Origin of the sequence: Lacrimispora sphenoides JCM 1415, from assembly GCF_900105615.1 — a bacterium.
Taxonomy (GTDB): Bacteria; Bacillota; Clostridia; order Lachnospirales; family Lachnospiraceae; genus Lacrimispora; species Lacrimispora sphenoides.
Genome location: NZ_LT630003.1, coordinates 939,442 through 957,781, shown reverse-complemented (window position 1 = coordinate 957,781; position 18,340 = coordinate 939,442). Strand labels below are relative to the sequence as shown.

Below are 18,340 nucleotides of genomic sequence, written 5' to 3'. Positions count from 1 at the left end.
ATTTTCACAATAATAATCTTATGATATTTCATATAATTAATATTTGAATATATAAGTTCTCTAATATCAAAAAAATAGCATAATTATTACTTTATTATATAAATAGGTAATATTTAGTTTTTCAGTATACACTTATATAAAGTCTGGTTTAACACTTGATCGATCATGCACAATACAATTTTCTGGTTGATATGGAAACTAGTTAAAGAATGAGACTTATAGCGGAATGGTATACTAAAAAAAGTAATATACGAAAAGGAGGCAAATCATGAGTAACGATAATTCAAAAAAAAGTACTAAGAATCATAAAAAGGAAGATGGTACTTTTCATTCAAAACATATTAATCATAATCCACAAGCAGAAAGCGCTCGTGCAGTATTCGGTTTAAAGGCAGATAATTCGAAAGATAAAGAATCTTAGACAATATCATTGAAATATTTCGTAAAGTAAAATTAAACGGTAAAGGAGTTAACTTATGAACAAAATTCATTATGATATATCAGGCATACAGAATTCGGAGATTAAAACACAGCTTAAAAATGCATTAGATAAAGTAGACGGAATTTCTATGGTCAATATTGATGCAGCAAGAGGTTCCATAGAAGTTGGATACAATCAATCAACGGACGAAAATTCTATTAAATCTTGTATTGAAAATGTTGGTTGCACTATAATGAGCCAATCTGATGAATTCTAGAAAATGAGTATATGAAAAAAGAGTAGGGAGAGAAAAAGTCCCTATTCTTTTTTTGTTACAATGAACCTAAATTCTGAAATAACAAAAAACTATGTATTGTAACTATTACAATTTTATATTACAATTTAAATAGTACACTGTACAATTTTAAAACCCAGGGAGGCATAGCCATGGATTCACCGATCAACCGGCATGATAAATATATCTATTCAAAAGACCGTACCGTACTGACGCAGCAGGAACTGAACTTGCCGGGTATACGGCTGTTTGCCATGCACAATATCCACAACACGATTTTTCCTATTATCCCACATTATCATGAGAATGCGTTTGAATTTACCTTTATATCCAAGGGAAGCATTTCCTTTCATATGCAGGAGTCTGAATGTGAAGTATCCGGTGGAAATATCTTTATTTCTTTTCCTGGCGAAGTCCACGGCACAAGAGAAATCCCCATTTCCCTGAATGAGCAGTACCGGCTCCAGGTCGATATCAGCGATCCAAAAAACCTGTTATTTTTAAATGAGGAAACTGCAAAACAACTGATCCAAGATTTAAAAAACATAAAAAGACATATCGTATCCACGGATATCAAGGAAACCCGTCCCCTGCTAGATAAAGCCTTTGAGCTGGCCCTGTCCGAAGGAAACCACCTGCTGATTGCCGGATATCTGATTATCTTCTTCCAGTTAATGATCGCGGCCTCCAAAGAGGACAGATATTATCTGACCCATGATATCGAAGCAGCAGTCCAGTATGTGGATGATCATGTTACGGAAGAATTATCACTGCATACCCTGGCTGGAATCTGTAATCTTTCCGTCTCACAGTTTAAACAGAAATTCAGGCGGATTGTAGGCATCTCTCCCCGGAATTATATCAATAAGAAAAAAATTAACTTTTCAAAAATGCTGCTTCTTAAGGATATCCCTGTAACAGAGGTTGCCATGCAGTTGAATTTTAATACCAGCAGCTATTTCTCTACTGTTTTTAAAAAATATACAATGATGACCCCCAGCGAATACATTCAAGCAAAACTGGGTAATAAGGAAACTGAATAGCGCATTGGGAAGATACTGCTGCGCGGTCTCGCCTGTAATCACTGCATTTCCCGTCTGTTTCATTGCCTTATTGGAGCGACTTCCCCATCTGACTCATAACCATTTCATAATACCGGCCTTTCTCGTTCATCAGGCTTTGGTGATTTCCATTTTCCAGGATCTGCCCGTCACCAATTACCATGATGTGGTCCGCATCGCGGATGGTTGAAAGACGATGGGCTATCAAAAAGCTGGTCCGGTTCTGCATGAGACTGACCAAGGCCTTTTGTATCTCCTTCTCCGTCTTGGTATCAACACTGCTTGTTGCTTCATCAAGGATCAAAATCGGGCTGTCACATAGAACGGCTCTTGCAATGGATATCAGCTGTCTCTGTCCCTGACTTAAATTATCGGTAGCTGCGGAGACATTCGTCTCATAACCTTTCGGAAGCTTATCGATAAAGTCGTGGGCATGGGCAAATTTCGCCGCTTGGATCACTTCTTCCTCCGTGGCATCATTCTTGGAGTAACGGATATTGTCCATGATCGTTCCGCTGAAGAGACTGGTATCCTGAAGCACAACGGAAAAGCATCTTCTTAAATTGTCCCGTTTGATATGGGTAATCGGTACCTTGTCAATCATGATTTCACCGCTGTCCGCATCATAAAATCTTGTTAAAAGATTGACAATTGTGGTTTTACCAGCACCTGTTTCCCCGATTAATGCAATGACCTCTCCTGGATTTACGTGAAAACTTATGTTTTTTAGAATCGGCTTTGTTTTATCATAAGAAAAACACACATTATGAAAGGAAACTTCTCCGACCGGATGTTGGATCTCAACTGCATCCATATGATCTTCAGTTTCTTCCTCATGATCGAGTATTTCAAAAACCCGCTCGGCTCCTGCCAGTGCAGATTGTATCGTATTAAACATTCCTGCCACCGAATTAAGCGGTTGTGCAAACTGCTTTGAATAACTTAAAAAGCTCACTACCGTACCTACTTTCAGGCCATAGCTTACCGATAAGATACCACCTAAGATTGCAACAACAGCAAATACAAAATTATTAATGACATTCATTAACGGCATCATATAACCGGACCAAACCTGGGCTTTACTGCTGCTTTCACATAAGCGCTCGTTAATTTCTTTAAACTGCTGAATGACATCCTCTTGTCTGTCAAAGGCTTTCACCATTTTTAAACCAAGAATGTTCTCTTCGATGACACCGTTTAGTGCTCCAAGGCTTCTCTGCTGTGCCAAAAAGTAAGCACGGCTTTTGGTGGCAATCGTTTTTGTCAATAAGGAAACTAACGGCACGCACAGCAGAACCGTAAAGGTAAGCGGCATGTTCAAACGGATCATGACTGCAAGAGAACCCACCAGAGTTAAGATGCTGGAGATCAGCTGTGTTGTTGTCTGTGCTATGGTGGAACTGATATTGTCCACGTCATTTGTAATTCTGCTCATGGTATCCCCATGAGACCGAGTGTCGTAAAATTCAAGGGGAAGCTTCTGCATTTTCTCAAAAAATTCCATACGAAGCGTAAAAACCAGCTTCTGGGAGATCCGCAGCATCATTACACCATTAATTAAATGAAGCAGCCAGTTGATCAGATAGAAACTTAATATGATGATAAGCAGTGAAACCAGCTTGGCGGAGTCCACACCCCTGTTCGTAATATCAAAGGTATTGAAGGTTTTACCCACATAATATGGAATCGCTACTGATATCAAGGAAGAGAGGATGGTCAGAAGGATTGCCGCAAATATGGTCTTCCCCCACCGCATATAGATTTTAACAATCCGAAGCAGCGTTCCTTTTGCATTCTTGGGTTTTGCAGTCGGAGCAAAACGATTCCTTCCGCCTCCCGGACGCTGACTCATCGTCGGTACTTTTGGCTGTTGCTGACTGTATTTTTCTGCCATACATTATGCCTCCCTACCGCTTTCAATCTGCGTGTGATAGATATCCTGGTAAACTTCACAGGACTCCATTAATTCTTCATGAGTGCCAAAGCCCACGTTCCGGCCATTCTCCATAACCAGAATTTTATCCGCGGACATGGCAGTTCCGCAGCGCTGTGTGATCATAATCACAGTCTGTTTTAACTCTTTATCCTTAAGACCTTCCCTTACCTTTGCCTCGGTAACGGCATCAAGCGCACTGGTCGCGTCATCTAAAATCAGTATAGAAGCTTTTTTCAGGATCCCTCTGGCAATGGATAGACGCTGCTTCTGCCCTCCGGATAAATTAACTCCGCCGCTTCCAAGAATACTGTCATAACCATCAGGCATCTGCATGATAAAGTCTGCCTGTGCTTTATCGGCGGCCTGCCGAAGCTCATCAGTGGCGGCGTGCTTATCCCCCCATTTAAGATTATCCCCTACTGATCCCGAAAACAGCATCGGTTTCTGCGGAACCACCGCTACATTACTCCGTACTTCATCCGAACCCAGCATTTTAATCTCGTAATCGTCCAGAATTATTTTTCCGCTGTCCACATCATAAAAACGAAGCAGAAGCCAGGTAATCGTTGATTTTCCGCTCCCGGTGGGGCCGATAATCGCAAGGCTTTCCCCGCTGTTTACGGAGAAAGAAAGATCTTTGATTGCCGGAACTCCGCTGCCGTTTGGATAAGCAAAGGTAACATTTTCAAAAGTGATTTTCCCACTCAGTTTTCTGTTTTCATAACTTCTTAAACAATCTTCTTCACAGCCAAATACTTCACCGATCCGGGCCGTAGAAGCTTTGGTACGGACGAACATGGTAAATACATTCGTTATCATAATCAGAGAGGAAAGTATCTGTGCCATATAGATTGTAAATGCCGTAATATCTCCTGTATTAGCAAGGTCCATTGTAAATAGTCTGCTGCCAATATAAATCACAACCGCTGTTCCGATTCCCACAGCCAGTGTTAAAAGAGGTGAGATGACTGTATTGACCATTTGGGAGGAGATCCCTTTCTGCATTAAATTCTGGTTGGCCTCTTCAAATTTATCTTTTTCCTTTCCAAAAGTACCAAATGCTTTGACGAGCCGCACACCGATCAGATATTCCTGTACCTTTGAATTAACCTGATCCATAGACTTTTGCAGCTGGTAGAATCTTGAATAGCTGATTTTCATGCTAAAATAAATTAATATGGTAACAACAGCTACTACTCCATATATGATGAGACTAAGCCGGATATTGAGCAGGCTTGCCAGCACCATGCTGCCGATACAGACAACAGGAGCCTTAAGAAAAATACGCATCATTCCATTTACAAATTGTATAATTTGAGAGGTATCATTTGTCATCCTGGTTATGAGCGAACCGCTTTCAATCTTATCTGCACTTACTTCCGAAAAAGACATGATTTTCTCAAATAAGTCTGCCCGCAAATCCGCTCCCATACTTTGAGAAACGCGGCTTGCCAATATATTTCGGGCAACAGCAAAGCAAGCGCCTATCAAAGTTACAAGGAGCATCAGCATGCCCCAGTGGTAAACCTCTGGCAGAGAACCTTTTTCAATTCCGCTGTTTACGATATGTGACATCAGCGTCGGTCCAAGCAAATCGCAGACCGCTTCCAGCGTCACGCACAAAACGGCTATGAAAAACGGCTTTTTATATCTTCTGAAATATTTGCTATATAATTTCATCATTCTCCTCTGCTTCCAATATAATCTTATTCCTGAAATCATTGCCAAATGTGATAAAATATAGTATATCACGCAAGATGCCGAAAGTTAATAATTTCAGAGTTTTTCTTTTGCAGTCAATTGATATACGCAATCCGCTCCGATATTTGATGAGGTTAAACAAAGGCTGATAACTTAATTTGCTGTCTGCACCTGCATTTTTTTATTTTCTAAATATTTCCATCATATTTTTTTAGATTATGCTCATAATAACATTGTGTTCAAAAACACATCATTATAGACGGAGGTGTCAAGCTATGGATGGCAATGCGGAAATAACAGTTTAGCTGTTAGCGAAGTGTTGTTAACAGCTTAACCCTAAGTGCGAAAAATGTCCCAAAATTTAAATTTTGGGGCATTTTTCTTTTTATCTTATGATTCCACCAAATTTATCATAAACACTTCCTATGTACAACAAAAAAACATACGCCCTGGGCCAAACTGGCCGCAGGACGTTTCAATAAGAACCTGATCAATTTTTTTCCTATTTGCAAATGCTGTTTATGCGCTCCGGAGTTATTTCACCGTAATACTTCTCCTTAATCTGTCCATCTTTGATCCAGACGAAACAGGGTGTACTCTCAACATCAAGCCGTTTTGCAATGCCATCTGATTTATAAACATCGATGCAGGATACCCGGATATCGCTGTGATCCTGTTCAAACTCTTTGAAAACCGGCAGCAGTTCTCTTGCCTGGGGATCAATTGCATTATATATGTATGCCAGCGAAGATTTTCCTTCATTCATAATCTGCTTTTCAAATATTTCACTTTCCGATACATATTTTTCTGCGCCGTATCCGGCAACGGCACCGTCTCCTACCGCTGTTGCAACCTGCTTTAAGTATTTGTCCCGTACATCTCCCACTGCAAATACTCCGGGGATGTTTGTCTCCATCCGTTCATTTGTTAACAGATAACCGCCTCGGTTCATGTCCAGAATATCACGGAATATTTCTGTATTTGGCAGATAGCCGATAAACAGGAAACAGCTGTCCACGTGAACGGGAACTTTTTCCTCTGTTTTCACATTTTTTAAAACAACTGTGTTCAGCCTTTCGTCTCCTTCAAAGCTGTCCACAACCGTATTCCAGATAAATTCCATTTTCGGATTTGCCAGTGCCTGTGCCTTTGCAATCTCGTTACAGTCCATTTTACCATTCTCATGCATGACAGATACCATAACTTTATCTGCAAATTTAGTTAAAAATATACCTTCTTCAATGGCTGCATCTCCGCTTCCGATGACCATAACAGTCTTTCCGGTGTTTGCCGCTGCGTCACAGGTGGCACAGAAAGAGATACCTTTGTCATAAAGATATAAATCCTCATTTTTGGCACCGGTCAAACGTGGCTTGCCGCCGCTTCCGACAATTACAACCTTTGCCTGGTAAATGGTACGAAACGTCTCTACCTGCTTGATATCTCCTTCCAGAGATACGGATTTTACATCAGTTAATTTAAACTCCACACCGAACTTTTTCGCCTGTTTATGAAATAATTCCATCAGTCCAAGGCCTGTCGCCCCATCCGGAAAACCGGGATAGTTCTCTATTTCATTGGTATATGTGGCAAGCCCGCCTACCAGAGTTTTTTCTATGATCAATGTTTTCAGCTTGGCTCTGCCGCAATATATCCCTGCAGTTAAGCCGGCTGCTCCGCCCCCTATAATTACAACGTCATATGATTCTGTTTTTTTAGTCATTGCAACCTGTTCCTCTCTGAATATTCTTATATTTTTATAGGGGCAATCAATATGATCGCCCCATGATTACAAATTACATAAAATATTTGGCTAATAATTTGCTTCCCAGAAAAGCTCCTACCAGCAGAAATGCACCGAATACCCATCCGGATAAGGAAAAGGATGAAATTGCGGTAAATAACGCTCCAATATTACATCCATTTGCAAGTCTTGCTCCATAGCCCATTAACAAACCACCAAGAATAGCCGCTATTACCTGACGTAAAGATTTGATCTTCTTGATCTTAAACTGTGATGCAAATAACGTTGCCGCAAAAGCACCCAGTACAATGCCCAGATTGCGGATGGAAGCACCGTCTGCCAGAAAGCTGGTATTTAGTTCCTTCTGCATCTTTTCTGAGGCATAATATACCCAGCCGCTTGCGTCACCGCCAAGAGCCTTGTAGATCCATGTGCCCCAGTTGGCAAATGCGCTTGTTACGCCCCAGCCGCTGCCAAGAGCTGCAAAATGGGCAATTTGAAATACTGCAAGCAATACAGCACCGGCCACGTATGTTAAGGGTTCTTTTAACAGCTTTTTGTAAATGGGATGATCGCCAAGCTTAATAAAAAATTGTTTCAATTTATTCACCTGCTTTCACAGAAGTTATCTACTTCGTCTTCTCGATGACAATTTCCCATTCTCCATCATCTACTTCTTCAATTTCTACGTTATGTCCCTGTTTTCTTGCCCACTCAGGAATATTCTTCATTGCACAGCTGTGATCGATGGATACAGCAAGAACGTCTCCTACAGATAATTCATTGATTTTTTTCTCAGTTTTCATAAGCGGGACTGGACAAGCCTCTCCCAGACAATCTAATGTAAATTCAGCCATTTTATTTCTCCTTTAATTTTAAATTATTTTATTCTGCACTTCCCATTTTCTTTTCCTGCCATTTGACAGCCGCTATGTATAACAGCACAATGATCAATCCCTGTACAACGATTGCACCAAACCAGCCAAACACGTCCGGTAAAAAGATCTTCGGAGCATTTGTATTGAATTTGCTCCAGAAGTTCATATCATGTGCACCCCAGAAAGAGCCTGCTATGAAAAATACCAAAGACAGCATTTGCATGGTAAAGCCCTCTCCAACGCGCATCAAGGTTCCGGATGCACAGCCGCCGGCAATGACCATTCCGATTCCAAACAGGACCGCACCAACAGCCAAGGGTAAACCGATAGGCGCTACGCCAACCATGTTGAGATTGGAATCCGCATTTGCCAATACACCAGCATACTTAATTGCCCAGAAACCAACGCTGCCAACTGCAACTGCAACCAGTACGGCTCTTGTAACAGATGTGCTTCCTGTTATACATGGATCACGGAATGCTGCTGTAAAGCAGAAACGTGAACGCTGCAGGATATACCCGAATGCAATACCGAATCCCCAATAAACAGGCAGCTTATTGCTCCCTCCTGCCAAATAAGATCCAAAAGCAATAATCAGGATTGTAACCAGAATTGCGTATGGGATCTGGCTTTTTTTCGGTTTTCTTGGCTTACGCACTCTTTCCCCACCAACTTTTGTGTTAACCTCTGACACGTAAATCCCCCTTTCTTAAAAATAGTATTTGTTAATATTATAACAAAATCACAATTCAAATTATACCATACTTATCAGAATCCGGTTAATCAAGAATCTGATATGTCATAAGATTTACTTATAACCCATTATTTTATCACTCTAGCCACACCGAATTATATTTGCTATAATAAAAGAACAAAAAAAGAACTGTTAAGTTTTTAACAGCTCGAACGACTGATTTATAGTCATATTCAGAAAGGCGGGGTAATATGAACATTCATAACCTGAAAATGTTTATAAAAATAGTGGAATCCGGCAGCATCTCAAAAACTGCCGAGCAGATGAATATCAGCCAGTCCGCATTAAGCCAGCAGCTGCGAGTCATGGAACAGGAATTCAGTGCGCGGCTTTTTGAACGGAACTATCAAGGTGTGATTCCGACTAACATCGGTATGATTGTTTATAACCGCGCTCTTGAGATTTTATCGTCCTATGACAGAATGCTGGTTGATATCACCAACGCACAGAATCAAAATAAAACCGTACATATCCTCGCCTCTCCCTGTGTATATTCCTATGCCCTGCCATGCACGTTCTACCATGTAAAAAACAAGTATCCGGAATATACCCTTAATATGGAGATGATGTCCAGCAGAATCATAGAGGAGAAAATATCAAAAGGCGTTGCCGATATGGGAATCATCATAGGCAAGCCAAAGGATAAAAATCTATCTGCCAAAAAAGTATTTACCGACCGTGTTTTTCTGGTTGCAGGAGAAAAAATGAAGGTTCCTTCCCAGTTAGACTGCCAGGATCTTTATCATTATCCACTGCTGATGCTGGTAAAAGCCCAAAAAACAAGGCAGGTACTGGATAAAATGCTGAACAAAAACGGAGTCCGCATCAATCAGCTGCATATCCCTTATGCTCTTGAATCCACGGAATCCATTAAGCTGTCTGCGATCAATGGTTTCGGGCTTGCTTTTCTTCCCTACATGGCGATCAAAAAGGAACTATACAATAAACAGCTCCGCATTGTTGAATGTCCATGCCTGGAGTTTGATAATGAATATTATTCCATAAAAAATGCCGGCAGTGTTCCTCTCAATTATGAATCGTCCAAACTTATTAAGTATATGGAAGCGATATTAAAAGAAACTATTTGTTAACAGAAATGGTGACTTCCCATACACCGTTAATGACTTCTTCCGCATCATATTTCAAATGATTGGCATTGCAAAACGATTTAATATTAGAAATTGTACAGCTATGATCCGTAACCAACATGCATTCCTCACCATTTTTTATGGAATCCATAACATTTTTTAGTCTCAAAACAGGTACCGGACACATATCACCAAGGCAATCAATTTTAACCATAAGCGCTCCTTCTGCACATTCCTAAACCTTCACAGGCTGCTGTGCTTAAGATCCAACGAAAAACAGGGGACAGATTCATTCTATCTAAAATATTGCTGACTATCAATAGGGAACTTTCCATATATCCTGCAATAAAAAAAGCTGCCGCTATATAGATTTCTCATCTATTTAGCAACAGCTTCTTTTTATCCCCTGTCTCCCTGCTAACCAATGCTGGTAAAAAGCAGTCTACAATTGTCCCAGCCGGTACAGAGCCAGTGCATAGATCTTAGCATTGGTCATTAAGTCTTCCACACTCATCCACTCATTGGGATTGTGGCTGATGCCTTTCTGACCCGGGAAGCTTGGGCCAAAGGGGACAATTCCCGGCATGGCTTTGGCATAAGTGCCGCCTGTGGTGGTTACAGGGGTACCATCCTGGCCTGTGACCAGTTCATAGCTCTCCTGCATGGCCTTTACCATAGGTGTGTCTTTGGGGAATACCACCGGGTCATAATTCTGTATGAGTTCGGCCTTAAGTCCCTCCGCCCCGGCCTTAGTGCAGATGCGCTTCATGAGTTCCTCTATGGTAACGCCTCCCGGATAGCTTAATGTTACATCAAAGGCCGCCTGTTTCCCCCCGCAGAGATTGTCTGTAGCTACACTCAGCTTATATCCCCGCATCTCCATCACGCCATATTCCTCATGGCTAAAGTCGATCCCCAACCGGTCGCCTGTATTCCTGGCTCCGATGAAATATTTGTTTACAAAATCAAAGAATGTCTCCAACTGGTCCATACTGCCTGTAATCCGCACCACAGCTCTTCCCCGCTCGCTGTAAACCACCGGATACTTGCAGTCCGGTGTGAATCCATAAAGAGGAGGTCTCTCCTTTGAGAGATAATACTTCAGATCCTCAAATCCGGATTCCTCGTCGCATCCGAAGATGATGCGTACCGGATTCTTAAGAGCAAGTCCTGCCTCTTTAATGGCTGCCAGGCCATAGAGGCATGCCATAATTGGTCCTTTATTGTCCAGCACTCCCCTGCTGTAGATGACTCCGTTTTCCAGATAGCCGTTAAAAGGCGGCTGCCTCCAGCCTTCTCCTGCCGGAACCACATCCACATGACCGATGGCACAGACATAATCTTCTCCCATGCCATACTGGGCATATCCCATATAATGATCCAGGTTCACGGTGTCAAATCCCAGCTGCCCGCTGATATCCAGGGCGCATTCCAATGCGTGCTTCACACCAGTGCCAAAGGGAGCCCCATCACAGGCCTCCCTTTCCACACTGTCAATGCGTACCAGCTCCTGGACACTGCTGATGAACCGGTTCTTTAACCGGTCCACGCAGTCCAGGATCTTCTTATCTGATTCATTTTCAATCGTTCCATATCCCATATCTTATTCCTCTATGGGCGCCATACGCGTCTTCATATAATTTTCCATCCATTCCTCAGAGGCTTTCTTATAAGTGCAGCGGCCGTCCTCCCCGCGGGTTACCAGGTAAACCGTAGGTTCCAGTTCCTCCGTAACCACTGCGAAAGAAAATCCCTGGATATTTGTGGCGACACCCCACTCCCCCTTCGGATTCATGGCAATGAGGGATATGTCACCGGCTTCGCCCCGACGTTCCCGAAGTTCCCCATCCAGCCGGTTCACCGCTGTCTCACAGGCTTCCTGAGGGTGCATTCCTTCTCCCATAAGCCGGACGATCTCATAAGAAATGCAGCCTTTCATCAGATCCTCTCCCAGTCCGGTGGCGCTGGCAGCTCCTTTCTTGCTGTCGGCATAGAAGCCGGAACCGGATATAGGAGAATCGCCTACCCTGCCCTTTTTCTTCATGAACAGGCCGCTGGTTGAAGTGGCTGCCGTCATCTTGCCGTTCCCATCCAGGCAGGCCATACCCACGGTGTCATGGCCGGAATAAGGTTTAAGCTCCTTAGCTGTTGCCTTGGCCGCCATCTCCTTTACCCGATTCCTGTAATGTGCCCTGGCTCTGTCTGTCAACATATTTTTGCGCTCAAAACCTTCCTTGTGGGCGAATTTCTCAGCCCCCTCAGCCACCAGCATGCTGTTGACTTTCTCCTGGCTTAAGCGTCTGGCGATGGAAACCGGATTGGCAAAGTCCCTGATAGCAGCCACAGCTCCTATATCCAGTGTGTTGCCATCCATATAGGCGGCGTCCATTTCCACTTCCATTTCCTCATTAGGCAGTCCGCCGTAGCCCACGGATTTATAATAAGGGAAGTCCTCCACCTGACGGATGGCCAACTCGATGGCATCTCCTGCGTCGCCGCATACCTTTAGCATCTCAGCTCCCTTTGTAATCCCTTCTACGGCCATACGCCAGGTTGCTATTATCCCCCACATGGCAAAGGCCTCCTTTTATTTAAAACAGAATTCATGAATCAGTTCTGAAGTGTCAGCACCGTCGGCCAGGGCCCTGGCCAGAGTACACATATTTCTTAAGGCATCATTAAGGCCCAAACCGCCCTTTTTCGGCGTCTCCACAATTGATACTTTATCCTTATAAGCTGCAATGGTATCCGCATTCTCCACAGACATGGCTGCAAATGCCTTTGCCGTGGTGGTGGCGTTGATATCGCAGGCCACTTTGGCGCACATCTGTGCGTAATCCGCATAGTTAAAGGCTGGTCCGCACATTACCACATCCGGCTGCAGCTTGTTCACCATGGCACAAAGCTTGCGGCTGACCTCCTTAGGATCGGCAAGGTAAGTGCCATTGCCGCAGCACAGGCAGGCCATGATGTGTCCGTCCACCTGTTTTAAGAAAGGCTCCATCATGATTGCTGGGCCGATGGGCTCTTTTTTTCCTGTAAGGGGAACCATGGTGTCGTCCTTGGTTCCAAGTCCTGACTGAATCTGGTCATATATCATAATAAGCTTCATACCGTATACCTCATTTTATAGATCATCAAAAGAAAGATCGTTAAGATCAATATCGTCATCGTCGGTTTTCTCAGTTTTCCTGGACTCTTCTTCCATGTACTGTTTATCCATCATCTTGATGAACGGCATATAGATGAATACGCCCAGAACAAGAAGAATCAGCTGAAGCACGGCGCCCTGCCAGCCGGTTGCAAGGAATCCGGAAAGGATGACAGGCATGGTCCATGGGATTGCCACACCAGAGCACAGAGGAACCAGGCCGATGCTCATGCAGAAGTAGGAAATCACAATGTTGATGGTGGGCACCAGCATGAAAGGAATGAGAATCATTGGGTTCAGTAAGATGGGAAGGCCGAACACAATGGGTTCATTGATACCAAACAGGCCAGGGATAAATGCCAGTTTCCCTAACTCTTTGATACGCTTGGAGCGGCAGAAAAACAGCATTGCAATCAGCAGCGACAACGTGGAGCCGCAGCCGCCAAACGTGGCAAACAGATCCTGGAACTGCTGGGATATAATATTGGGCAGCGGCTGGCCTGCCTGGAATGCAGCCAGGTTCTCCGCAGACAAGGTCTGAAGGATGGGATTGAATACCGCGCCTACCACGGAACCGCCGTTTACTCCGAAGAACCAGAAGAGATGGAGGAAGATATAAGCGATTACCATAGCCGGTAGGGTGTTGCCCAGCTTAAGGAGAGGAGTCTGCAGGATGGTGAACACAAAGTTGAATGCGTTATCATATGGAGTCATGGCAAAAATAATGTTTATGATGAAGAACACCAGCACGGAAATTCCGGCAGGAATCAGGGCAGAGAAAGACTTTGCCACTGTAGGAGGAACACCGTCAGGCATTTTGATGATCCACCCTTTTTTATTGACCCACGCATAGATGTGCACAGACAGGAATGCCACAATAATTCCTACGAAGATTCCCTTGGAACCCACCCAGCCCAGGGGAATGCCGGATACAGCAGTTTCATTTACCATGATCTTATAAGGCATGATCAAGAACCAGCATACCAGTGATACGGCAGCCCCGAACAGCTTATCTACCTTCATCTGTTCGGAAAAGGAATAGCCGATTCCAACGACTGCCAGCATTGCCATAATTGAGAACGTGGCATCGGTCGGCTTGGCAAAGTAGGCATCCCAGTTCTCCCCAAAGAACCTTGCCCAGAAATTTGTCCACCCGGGAATCGGGAAATTGGCAATGAGCAGGAAAAAGGAACCCACGATTAACAGCGGCATGGACAGCAGGAAGCCGTCACGAATTGCAATAAGGTACTTGTTCTTTCCGATTCGCTCTGCCAAAGGCATGAGTATTGACTCTAATTTACTTAACATATTGTTATTCCCCCGTTTTTATTTGTTTTTGCTATTATGGAAGTTCTGCTTTTATAGCCTTATTTGGAAGCTTTTAAAAGTTTTATTGCTGATTTAAGGACCTTCTCACCATTCATCATTCCGTAATCGGTCTGGTCAATAACCTGTATCGGGATTCCTTTGCTTCCAAACTTTTCCACAATCTCACCGTAACGGTACTTGACCTGGGGTCCCAAAAGGATCACATCCGGATGCTTTTCATCGATGATCTGTCCGATCTTGCCATCCGGGAAAGCTTCCACTTCAATGGGAAGGTTATGCTGGTTGGCTACGCTCTGCATCTTGCTTGCCAGCATGCTGGTTGACATACCTGCACTGCAGAATAAATACACTCGTTTCATTGTAAAATCCTCCTTGCTATTTGCATTTTTTATTTCCTTTATTTACTCCCCACCTTCTCCTCCAGCTCTACGATCCTCCTGTAGCTGGCAATCATCTCTTCTGCGATGATTTTGAATCCTTCCGCGCTCATAAGCTGGTCTTCCGCATGGATCAGAATCAGGGAACCACCCACCGGTTCCCCCTGGGCCTCTTTCTGGATCAGTTCAAAGTGGGCCTCATGTCCTGCCAGGAACATGTCCTGACCGGCTTTCATGCATTCCCCGGCACCGCCGAAATCCCCATGCTTTGCTTTCTGGATCGCCTCAATATAGCTGGACCTTGCTCCTCCTACATTGGATATGATTTTAAAGCAAATGGTCTCTAATCCCTCTAACATATTGCTGCCTCCTGAATGTGTTGATGATATGCAAAATGCAGCAAAACCGTTTTGTTTGCTGCATCTTAACTTAAGCTGCCTTAATTAATTATAATTATAAGGCTTATATTCACTTTTTTCCTTAAAGGCATTTCCTAGCTCTTAGGAAATTCACTCCATGATCCGGTCGATAAATTCCTCATATCCGCAGGGAGCCGCCAATTTTGCCAGCTCCTCAGGCTGATTCACGATGTTGGATATCCAGTCAAAGAAGATTTTAATCATCCTGGCATCCCCTATATTGATGGCAAACAGCATCACCAGACGCACCTCAAAGGCACCCCATTTCACAGGATTCTTAAGCTGGGCCACCGCAATGGTGGAATTCCCGGCAAAGGCTCCGAACGCGTGGGGAATCGCAAATGTATTCACAAAAGAGGTTGGGGACATCTGCTCCCTCTTTAATACCACATCGGTAAACTCCGGATCCACAATCCCATCCTGTACCAGACCAGTGCACAGCATGCGGATAATTTCCTCCGGGTTTGTACAGTTCACCTCTGTATGGTAATGTTCCCGGCGGATTAAGCTGCCGATGTGGGATGAGAATTCCAGCCGGAATCCTTTCTTATCCAGCCGGTTGATGGCCTGGAGAATCCGGGACTCTGTCTCGGAATCCACGAATAAGTTAATGGAGACGGTCTCTACGTTCAACCTATGTTCCAGGGGAAATGTACTGAGCAGAAGATCCGGATCCAGAGAAGACACTACCTCCTCTTCAAAATAACCAAAGACCTTCACCACTTCCATCCTCTCACGAAACATATCTGAAATTTTCTTCACGCACATATCAGAAAAAGACTGGTTATGAGGCAGGATCATTACGGCATGATATTTTCTTTCTGTTTTCATACGCTCACTGGCAGCTCCCAGATGAAGGGCAATATAGCAGCTCTCTGCATCGGATATGGGAGTCTTAAGCCTATCTTCCAGAAATTCCACCACGTAGATGCCCATCTCGAAGACCAGAGGGTATTTGCGCTTGATCTCTTCCACAAACACATCCTCCATACGGACCTGGTTCCTGACACGCTCTACCAGACCATGGATGTGCATCTTAAGGCCGGCAACAAGATCCCCATCCTGCCGGAAATCCAGCCCGAACAGAGTGTATATCTGCTCCAGGGCCTCGCCTACCAGCTTCCTGGTACTCAGCCACCTGCCGCCGAAATTCACGTAATCGTCGGTATAATTGGAAGCTTTTCTGCCCATGACGACCAGAGCGAACATCCCCACTTCTCCCTCATGGATCTTTATATGCAGGCGTTTGGAAATGCGGTCAAAAAAGTCCTTTGAAATCTGGTACTCGATGGTATCCTCTAACCCTTGTATCTCCTCTTCCATACTGATGTAGTTGGCGCAGTTCATTCTCTCAATGCTGGTACCGGCGTGCAGGATCAGCATGGGAAACATGGATTCATGAATGGAATAATCGTATTCCTTCAGTACATCCACGAATATGTCCTTTACCTCAATTAAGTTGAAGCTTTTGTATAGATTGGCCAGCATATTTAAGTTGAGGAAATTCTCCTGCACCTCGGCCATAAGTAAATCCCTGTAAAACCGCCGTTTACCGGCCTCATCCCCCTTTAAGGATATGCATTCCTTACTGCGGACCAGCCTTAAACCGGGATAAGGCTCCAGCATTTTACGGATACGCTTTAAGTCATTATCAATAGAGGCTCCGCTGACATAGATCTGGCTCTGGAGAAGGGTAAGGTTCAGTTCCTTCACCTCGAATAACAGCTTCTGAATCATGTATGCACAGCGGGCACCCGGAGTCTGGGGAATATCCGTCCCCCTGGATTCTTTTGGCGGCAAAGGCGGCAGACTGGCATTTTCACAGATTCTGTAACCCCGCCGCACATTCGACTCTATGGGAGGCGGGGTCATGTGTCTGTTAATGGATTCAACATCAGAGCGTATGGTACGGTCCGACACCTGCAGAAGAACAGCCAGGCGTCGGCTGGTTATCCAGTCTCCCAGCTCTGATAATATGGTAAGCAGCTGCTCCTGTCTTTGATTCTGCATGTCAAAATACTCCCTTTCTTGCTGTGTTCTTCCGTAAAATCCCTTGTTTAGAGGATGCAGAATGCAAATACCGTCCATGGATTTGCGTAATCCAGCAGAACATGTTCATACTCAGGAAGATGACCGATCACGTTCTTGCGGCCGTCATTTGGCATGTCTTTGGTGACGATTTGCAGTTCCCCCTTATATTTGGGATAGCCATCATTTAATATAACCACATCGCCGGGTTTTAAGTCTCTGGTGTTGGCGGCAGGAATAGACCGGCCCGCAAAAGTGACTCTTGGGCCGGAGGAACGGATCATATAGTCGTTCAAATCACCTCTTACCACATGACGGAGTTCATAATCCAGGATCTGGTGCTCGGTCTGAGTCAGTTCTTTCTCCAATTGAATACCAAAGGTCAGAATGCTGGTATTTAAGTCGGCACAAGCCTTGAGTTCCTCATCAGTGGCATAGGCATTGGCGATAAGCACATCATCTATCATACCGGTGGCAAGCAGATGGCGCACCTGAAAATCAATCGGAAGGCCACGGTGCATCTCCAGAGTACACAGTCCTTCATTTACGGGCCAAGGACCGTATGCTCCTGGCGCGTTGCTGGACACAAAGGCTGCTACCTTAAGTCCAAGTGATTTCATCTTATCATTACAGGTATTAAATTGTTTAAGGCTCAATCCCGTATACTTCTGAGGATAAAAATTGTGGCAGGTGATCAGCTTGTCACGATCCGGATGGTGGTCTATGACATTCTCCACATACGCCAGCTTGGTGCTTGCATTGAGCTCGATCTTAAGCCCCTGGGAGTTATAAGTCATAAGACTTTCTTTCATACCGTCAAAGCCTTCGTCAAGACGGATGCCATCCACATGCATTTCCTGAAATACGGATAAGTTCTCGTAGGAGATTCCCAACCGGGAGAATACGGCAGGGCTCACATCCGGTATGACCTCCATACCGCAGGCGTGAGCTTCATCCGCCAGTCTCCGAAAACGGCCGATTACCTCTTCCCTGCTTTCTTCCACGCTTAAGAGGCAGGTAAAGATTCTCTTATACCCCAATTTCCCTGCCTTTCTGATATAATCCAAGTCCTTTTCTTCGGTAGAATGTTCCGGATAAACGGAAATACCCAATTTTGCCATAAGTTTAACCCCTCTCTTATATTTAACCATCCGGTAT

19 protein-coding genes are annotated in these 18,340 nt (G+C 44.2%); 4 read left to right on the top strand and 15 right to left on the bottom strand.

Annotated elements, in window-relative coordinates; all coding sequences use genetic code 11:
- Positions 1 to 268: 268 nt before the first annotated feature.
- The 3 genes from BMX69_RS24345 (at position 269) to BMX69_RS04240 (ending at position 1,759) form a co-directional block, all read left to right on the top strand.
- A complete protein-coding gene (locus BMX69_RS24345) occupies positions 269 to 421 on the top strand; it encodes a CPC_1213 family protein (RefSeq protein WP_166433170.1) in 153 nt (50 codons plus the stop codon).
- Positions 422 to 476: 55 nt separating this feature from the next.
- Entirely contained in the window at positions 477 to 698 is a 222-nt protein-coding gene (locus BMX69_RS04245) for a heavy metal transporter (protein ID WP_025232361.1), read from the top strand.
- A 170-nt stretch (positions 699 to 868) separates the two neighbouring features.
- The gene (locus BMX69_RS04240) at positions 869 to 1,759 is read left to right on the top strand and encodes a helix-turn-helix transcriptional regulator (protein ID WP_100041651.1); all 891 of its coding nucleotides are present in this window, start codon (positions 869 to 871) and stop codon (positions 1,757 to 1,759) included.
- 67 nt (positions 1,760 to 1,826) lie between these two features.
- On the opposite strand, the gene BMX69_RS04235 is transcribed toward BMX69_RS04240, so the two are convergent.
- The 6 genes from BMX69_RS04235 to BMX69_RS04210 form a co-directional block, all read right to left on the bottom strand.
- A complete protein-coding gene (locus BMX69_RS04235) occupies positions 1,827 to 3,671 on the bottom strand; it encodes an ABC transporter ATP-binding protein (protein WP_100041650.1) in 1,845 nt (614 codons plus the stop codon).
- Positions 3,672 to 3,674: 3 nt separating this feature from the next.
- The gene (locus BMX69_RS04230; protein WP_330387621.1) at positions 3,675 to 5,396 is read right to left on the bottom strand and encodes an ABC transporter ATP-binding protein; all 1,722 of its coding nucleotides are present in this window, start codon (positions 5,394 to 5,396) and stop codon (positions 3,675 to 3,677) included.
- 520 nt (positions 5,397 to 5,916) lie between these two features.
- Entirely contained in the window at positions 5,917 to 7,137 is a 1,221-nt protein-coding gene (locus tag BMX69_RS04225; protein ID WP_100041648.1) for an FAD-dependent oxidoreductase, read from the bottom strand.
- 73 nt (positions 7,138 to 7,210) lie between these two features.
- Complete coding sequence (locus BMX69_RS04220) at positions 7,211 to 7,768, bottom strand: YeeE/YedE thiosulfate transporter family protein (protein ID WP_310579650.1); 558 nt, start codon at positions 7,766 to 7,768, stop codon at positions 7,211 to 7,213.
- A 19-nt stretch (positions 7,769 to 7,787) separates the two neighbouring features.
- Positions 7,788 to 8,015: a sulfurtransferase TusA family protein gene (locus BMX69_RS04215; RefSeq protein ID WP_025232355.1), complete on the bottom strand. Its 228-nt coding sequence runs from the start codon at positions 8,013 to 8,015 to the stop codon at positions 7,788 to 7,790.
- Between the two features lie 28 nt (positions 8,016 to 8,043).
- Positions 8,044 to 8,730, bottom strand: coding sequence for a YeeE/YedE thiosulfate transporter family protein (locus BMX69_RS04210; protein WP_100041647.1), 687 nt, complete (start codon positions 8,728 to 8,730; stop codon positions 8,044 to 8,046).
- Positions 8,731 to 8,981: 251 nt separating this feature from the next.
- Between BMX69_RS04210 and BMX69_RS04205 the strand changes: the two genes are divergently transcribed.
- Entirely contained in the window at positions 8,982 to 9,881 is a 900-nt protein-coding gene (locus tag BMX69_RS04205; protein ID WP_100041646.1) for a LysR family transcriptional regulator, read from the top strand.
- Here BMX69_RS04205 and BMX69_RS04200 read toward each other — a convergent pair.
- From BMX69_RS04200 to BMX69_RS04160, 9 genes are all read right to left on the bottom strand, one after another.
- A complete protein-coding gene (locus tag BMX69_RS04200) occupies positions 9,871 to 10,092 on the bottom strand; it encodes a sulfurtransferase TusA family protein (protein WP_054789488.1) in 222 nt (73 codons plus the stop codon). The two genes, BMX69_RS04205 and BMX69_RS04200, sit on opposite strands and share 11 nt — an antisense overlap.
- A 228-nt stretch (positions 10,093 to 10,320) precedes the next feature.
- Positions 10,321 to 11,478 (bottom strand): Sapep family Mn(2+)-dependent dipeptidase, encoded by a 1,158-nt coding sequence (locus BMX69_RS04195; protein ID WP_100041645.1) that lies wholly within the window; start codon positions 11,476 to 11,478, stop codon positions 10,321 to 10,323.
- A gap of 3 nt (positions 11,479 to 11,481) precedes the next feature.
- Positions 11,482 to 12,450, bottom strand: coding sequence for a N(4)-(beta-N-acetylglucosaminyl)-L-asparaginase (locus BMX69_RS04190; protein ID WP_100041644.1), 969 nt, complete (start codon positions 12,448 to 12,450; stop codon positions 11,482 to 11,484).
- 15 nt (positions 12,451 to 12,465) lie between these two features.
- On the bottom strand, positions 12,466 to 12,990 hold the full coding sequence (locus BMX69_RS04185; RefSeq protein WP_100041643.1) for a GrdB-related putative oxidoreductase: 525 nt from the start codon (positions 12,988 to 12,990) through the stop codon (positions 12,466 to 12,468).
- A gap of 15 nt (positions 12,991 to 13,005) precedes the next feature.
- Positions 13,006 to 14,337: a PTS cellobiose transporter subunit IIC gene (gene celB, locus BMX69_RS04180; protein WP_100041642.1), complete on the bottom strand. Its 1,332-nt coding sequence runs from the start codon at positions 14,335 to 14,337 to the stop codon at positions 13,006 to 13,008.
- Between the two features lie 59 nt (positions 14,338 to 14,396).
- Entirely contained in the window at positions 14,397 to 14,717 is a 321-nt protein-coding gene (locus BMX69_RS04175) for a PTS sugar transporter subunit IIB (RefSeq protein ID WP_054789485.1), read from the bottom strand.
- Positions 14,718 to 14,755: 38 nt separating this feature from the next.
- Positions 14,756 to 15,094: a PTS sugar transporter subunit IIA gene (locus tag BMX69_RS04170; RefSeq protein WP_054789484.1), complete on the bottom strand. Its 339-nt coding sequence runs from the start codon at positions 15,092 to 15,094 to the stop codon at positions 14,756 to 14,758.
- A 150-nt stretch (positions 15,095 to 15,244) separates the two neighbouring features.
- The gene (locus BMX69_RS04165; protein ID WP_100041641.1) at positions 15,245 to 17,164 is read right to left on the bottom strand and encodes a BglG family transcription antiterminator; all 1,920 of its coding nucleotides are present in this window, start codon (positions 17,162 to 17,164) and stop codon (positions 15,245 to 15,247) included.
- A 47-nt stretch (positions 17,165 to 17,211) separates the two neighbouring features.
- Entirely contained in the window at positions 17,212 to 18,303 is a 1,092-nt protein-coding gene (locus BMX69_RS04160) for a DUF871 domain-containing protein (protein WP_054789483.1), read from the bottom strand.
- Positions 18,304 to 18,340: the final 37 nt, after the last annotated feature.

What these genes read in the sequence shown, in the direction of transcription:
- BMX69_RS04245 (WP_025232361.1), top strand. Translation starts at nt 477, where the DNA reads ATGAACAAAATTCATTATGATATATCAGGCATACAGAATTCGGAGATT.
- BMX69_RS04165 (WP_100041641.1), bottom strand. Translation starts at nt 17,164, where the DNA reads ATGCAGAATCAAAGACAGGAGCAGCTGCTTACCATATTATCAGAGCTG.
- BMX69_RS04160 (WP_054789483.1), bottom strand. Translation starts at nt 18,303, where the DNA reads ATGGCAAAATTGGGTATTTCCGTTTATCCGGAACATTCTACCGAAGAA.
- BMX69_RS04230 (WP_330387621.1), bottom strand. Translation starts at nt 5,396, where the DNA reads ATGATGAAATTATATAGCAAATATTTCAGAAGATATAAAAAGCCGTTT.
- BMX69_RS04200 (WP_054789488.1), bottom strand. Translation starts at nt 10,092, where the DNA reads ATGGTTAAAATTGATTGCCTTGGTGATATGTGTCCGGTACCTGTTTTG.
- BMX69_RS04235 (WP_100041650.1), bottom strand. Translation starts at nt 3,671, where the DNA reads ATGGCAGAAAAATACAGTCAGCAACAGCCAAAAGTACCGACGATGAGT.
- BMX69_RS04240 (WP_100041651.1), top strand. Translation starts at nt 869, where the DNA reads ATGGATTCACCGATCAACCGGCATGATAAATATATCTATTCAAAAGAC.
- BMX69_RS04205 (WP_100041646.1), top strand. Translation starts at nt 8,982, where the DNA reads ATGAACATTCATAACCTGAAAATGTTTATAAAAATAGTGGAATCCGGC.
- BMX69_RS04190 (WP_100041644.1), bottom strand. Translation starts at nt 12,450, where the DNA reads ATGTGGGGGATAATAGCAACCTGGCGTATGGCCGTAGAAGGGATTACA.
- BMX69_RS04225 (WP_100041648.1), bottom strand. Translation starts at nt 7,137, where the DNA reads ATGACTAAAAAAACAGAATCATATGACGTTGTAATTATAGGGGGCGGA.
- BMX69_RS04215 (WP_025232355.1), bottom strand. Translation starts at nt 8,015, where the DNA reads ATGGCTGAATTTACATTAGATTGTCTGGGAGAGGCTTGTCCAGTCCCG.
- BMX69_RS04185 (WP_100041643.1), bottom strand. Translation starts at nt 12,990, where the DNA reads ATGAAGCTTATTATGATATATGACCAGATTCAGTCAGGACTTGGAACC.
- BMX69_RS04175 (WP_054789485.1), bottom strand. Translation starts at nt 14,717, where the DNA reads ATGAAACGAGTGTATTTATTCTGCAGTGCAGGTATGTCAACCAGCATG.
- BMX69_RS04170 (WP_054789484.1), bottom strand. Translation starts at nt 15,094, where the DNA reads ATGTTAGAGGGATTAGAGACCATTTGCTTTAAAATCATATCCAATGTA.
- celB (WP_100041642.1), bottom strand. Translation starts at nt 14,337, where the DNA reads ATGTTAAGTAAATTAGAGTCAATACTCATGCCTTTGGCAGAGCGAATC.
- BMX69_RS24345 (WP_166433170.1), top strand. Translation starts at nt 269, where the DNA reads ATGAGTAACGATAATTCAAAAAAAAGTACTAAGAATCATAAAAAGGAA.
- BMX69_RS04195 (WP_100041645.1), bottom strand. Translation starts at nt 11,478, where the DNA reads ATGGGATATGGAACGATTGAAAATGAATCAGATAAGAAGATCCTGGAC.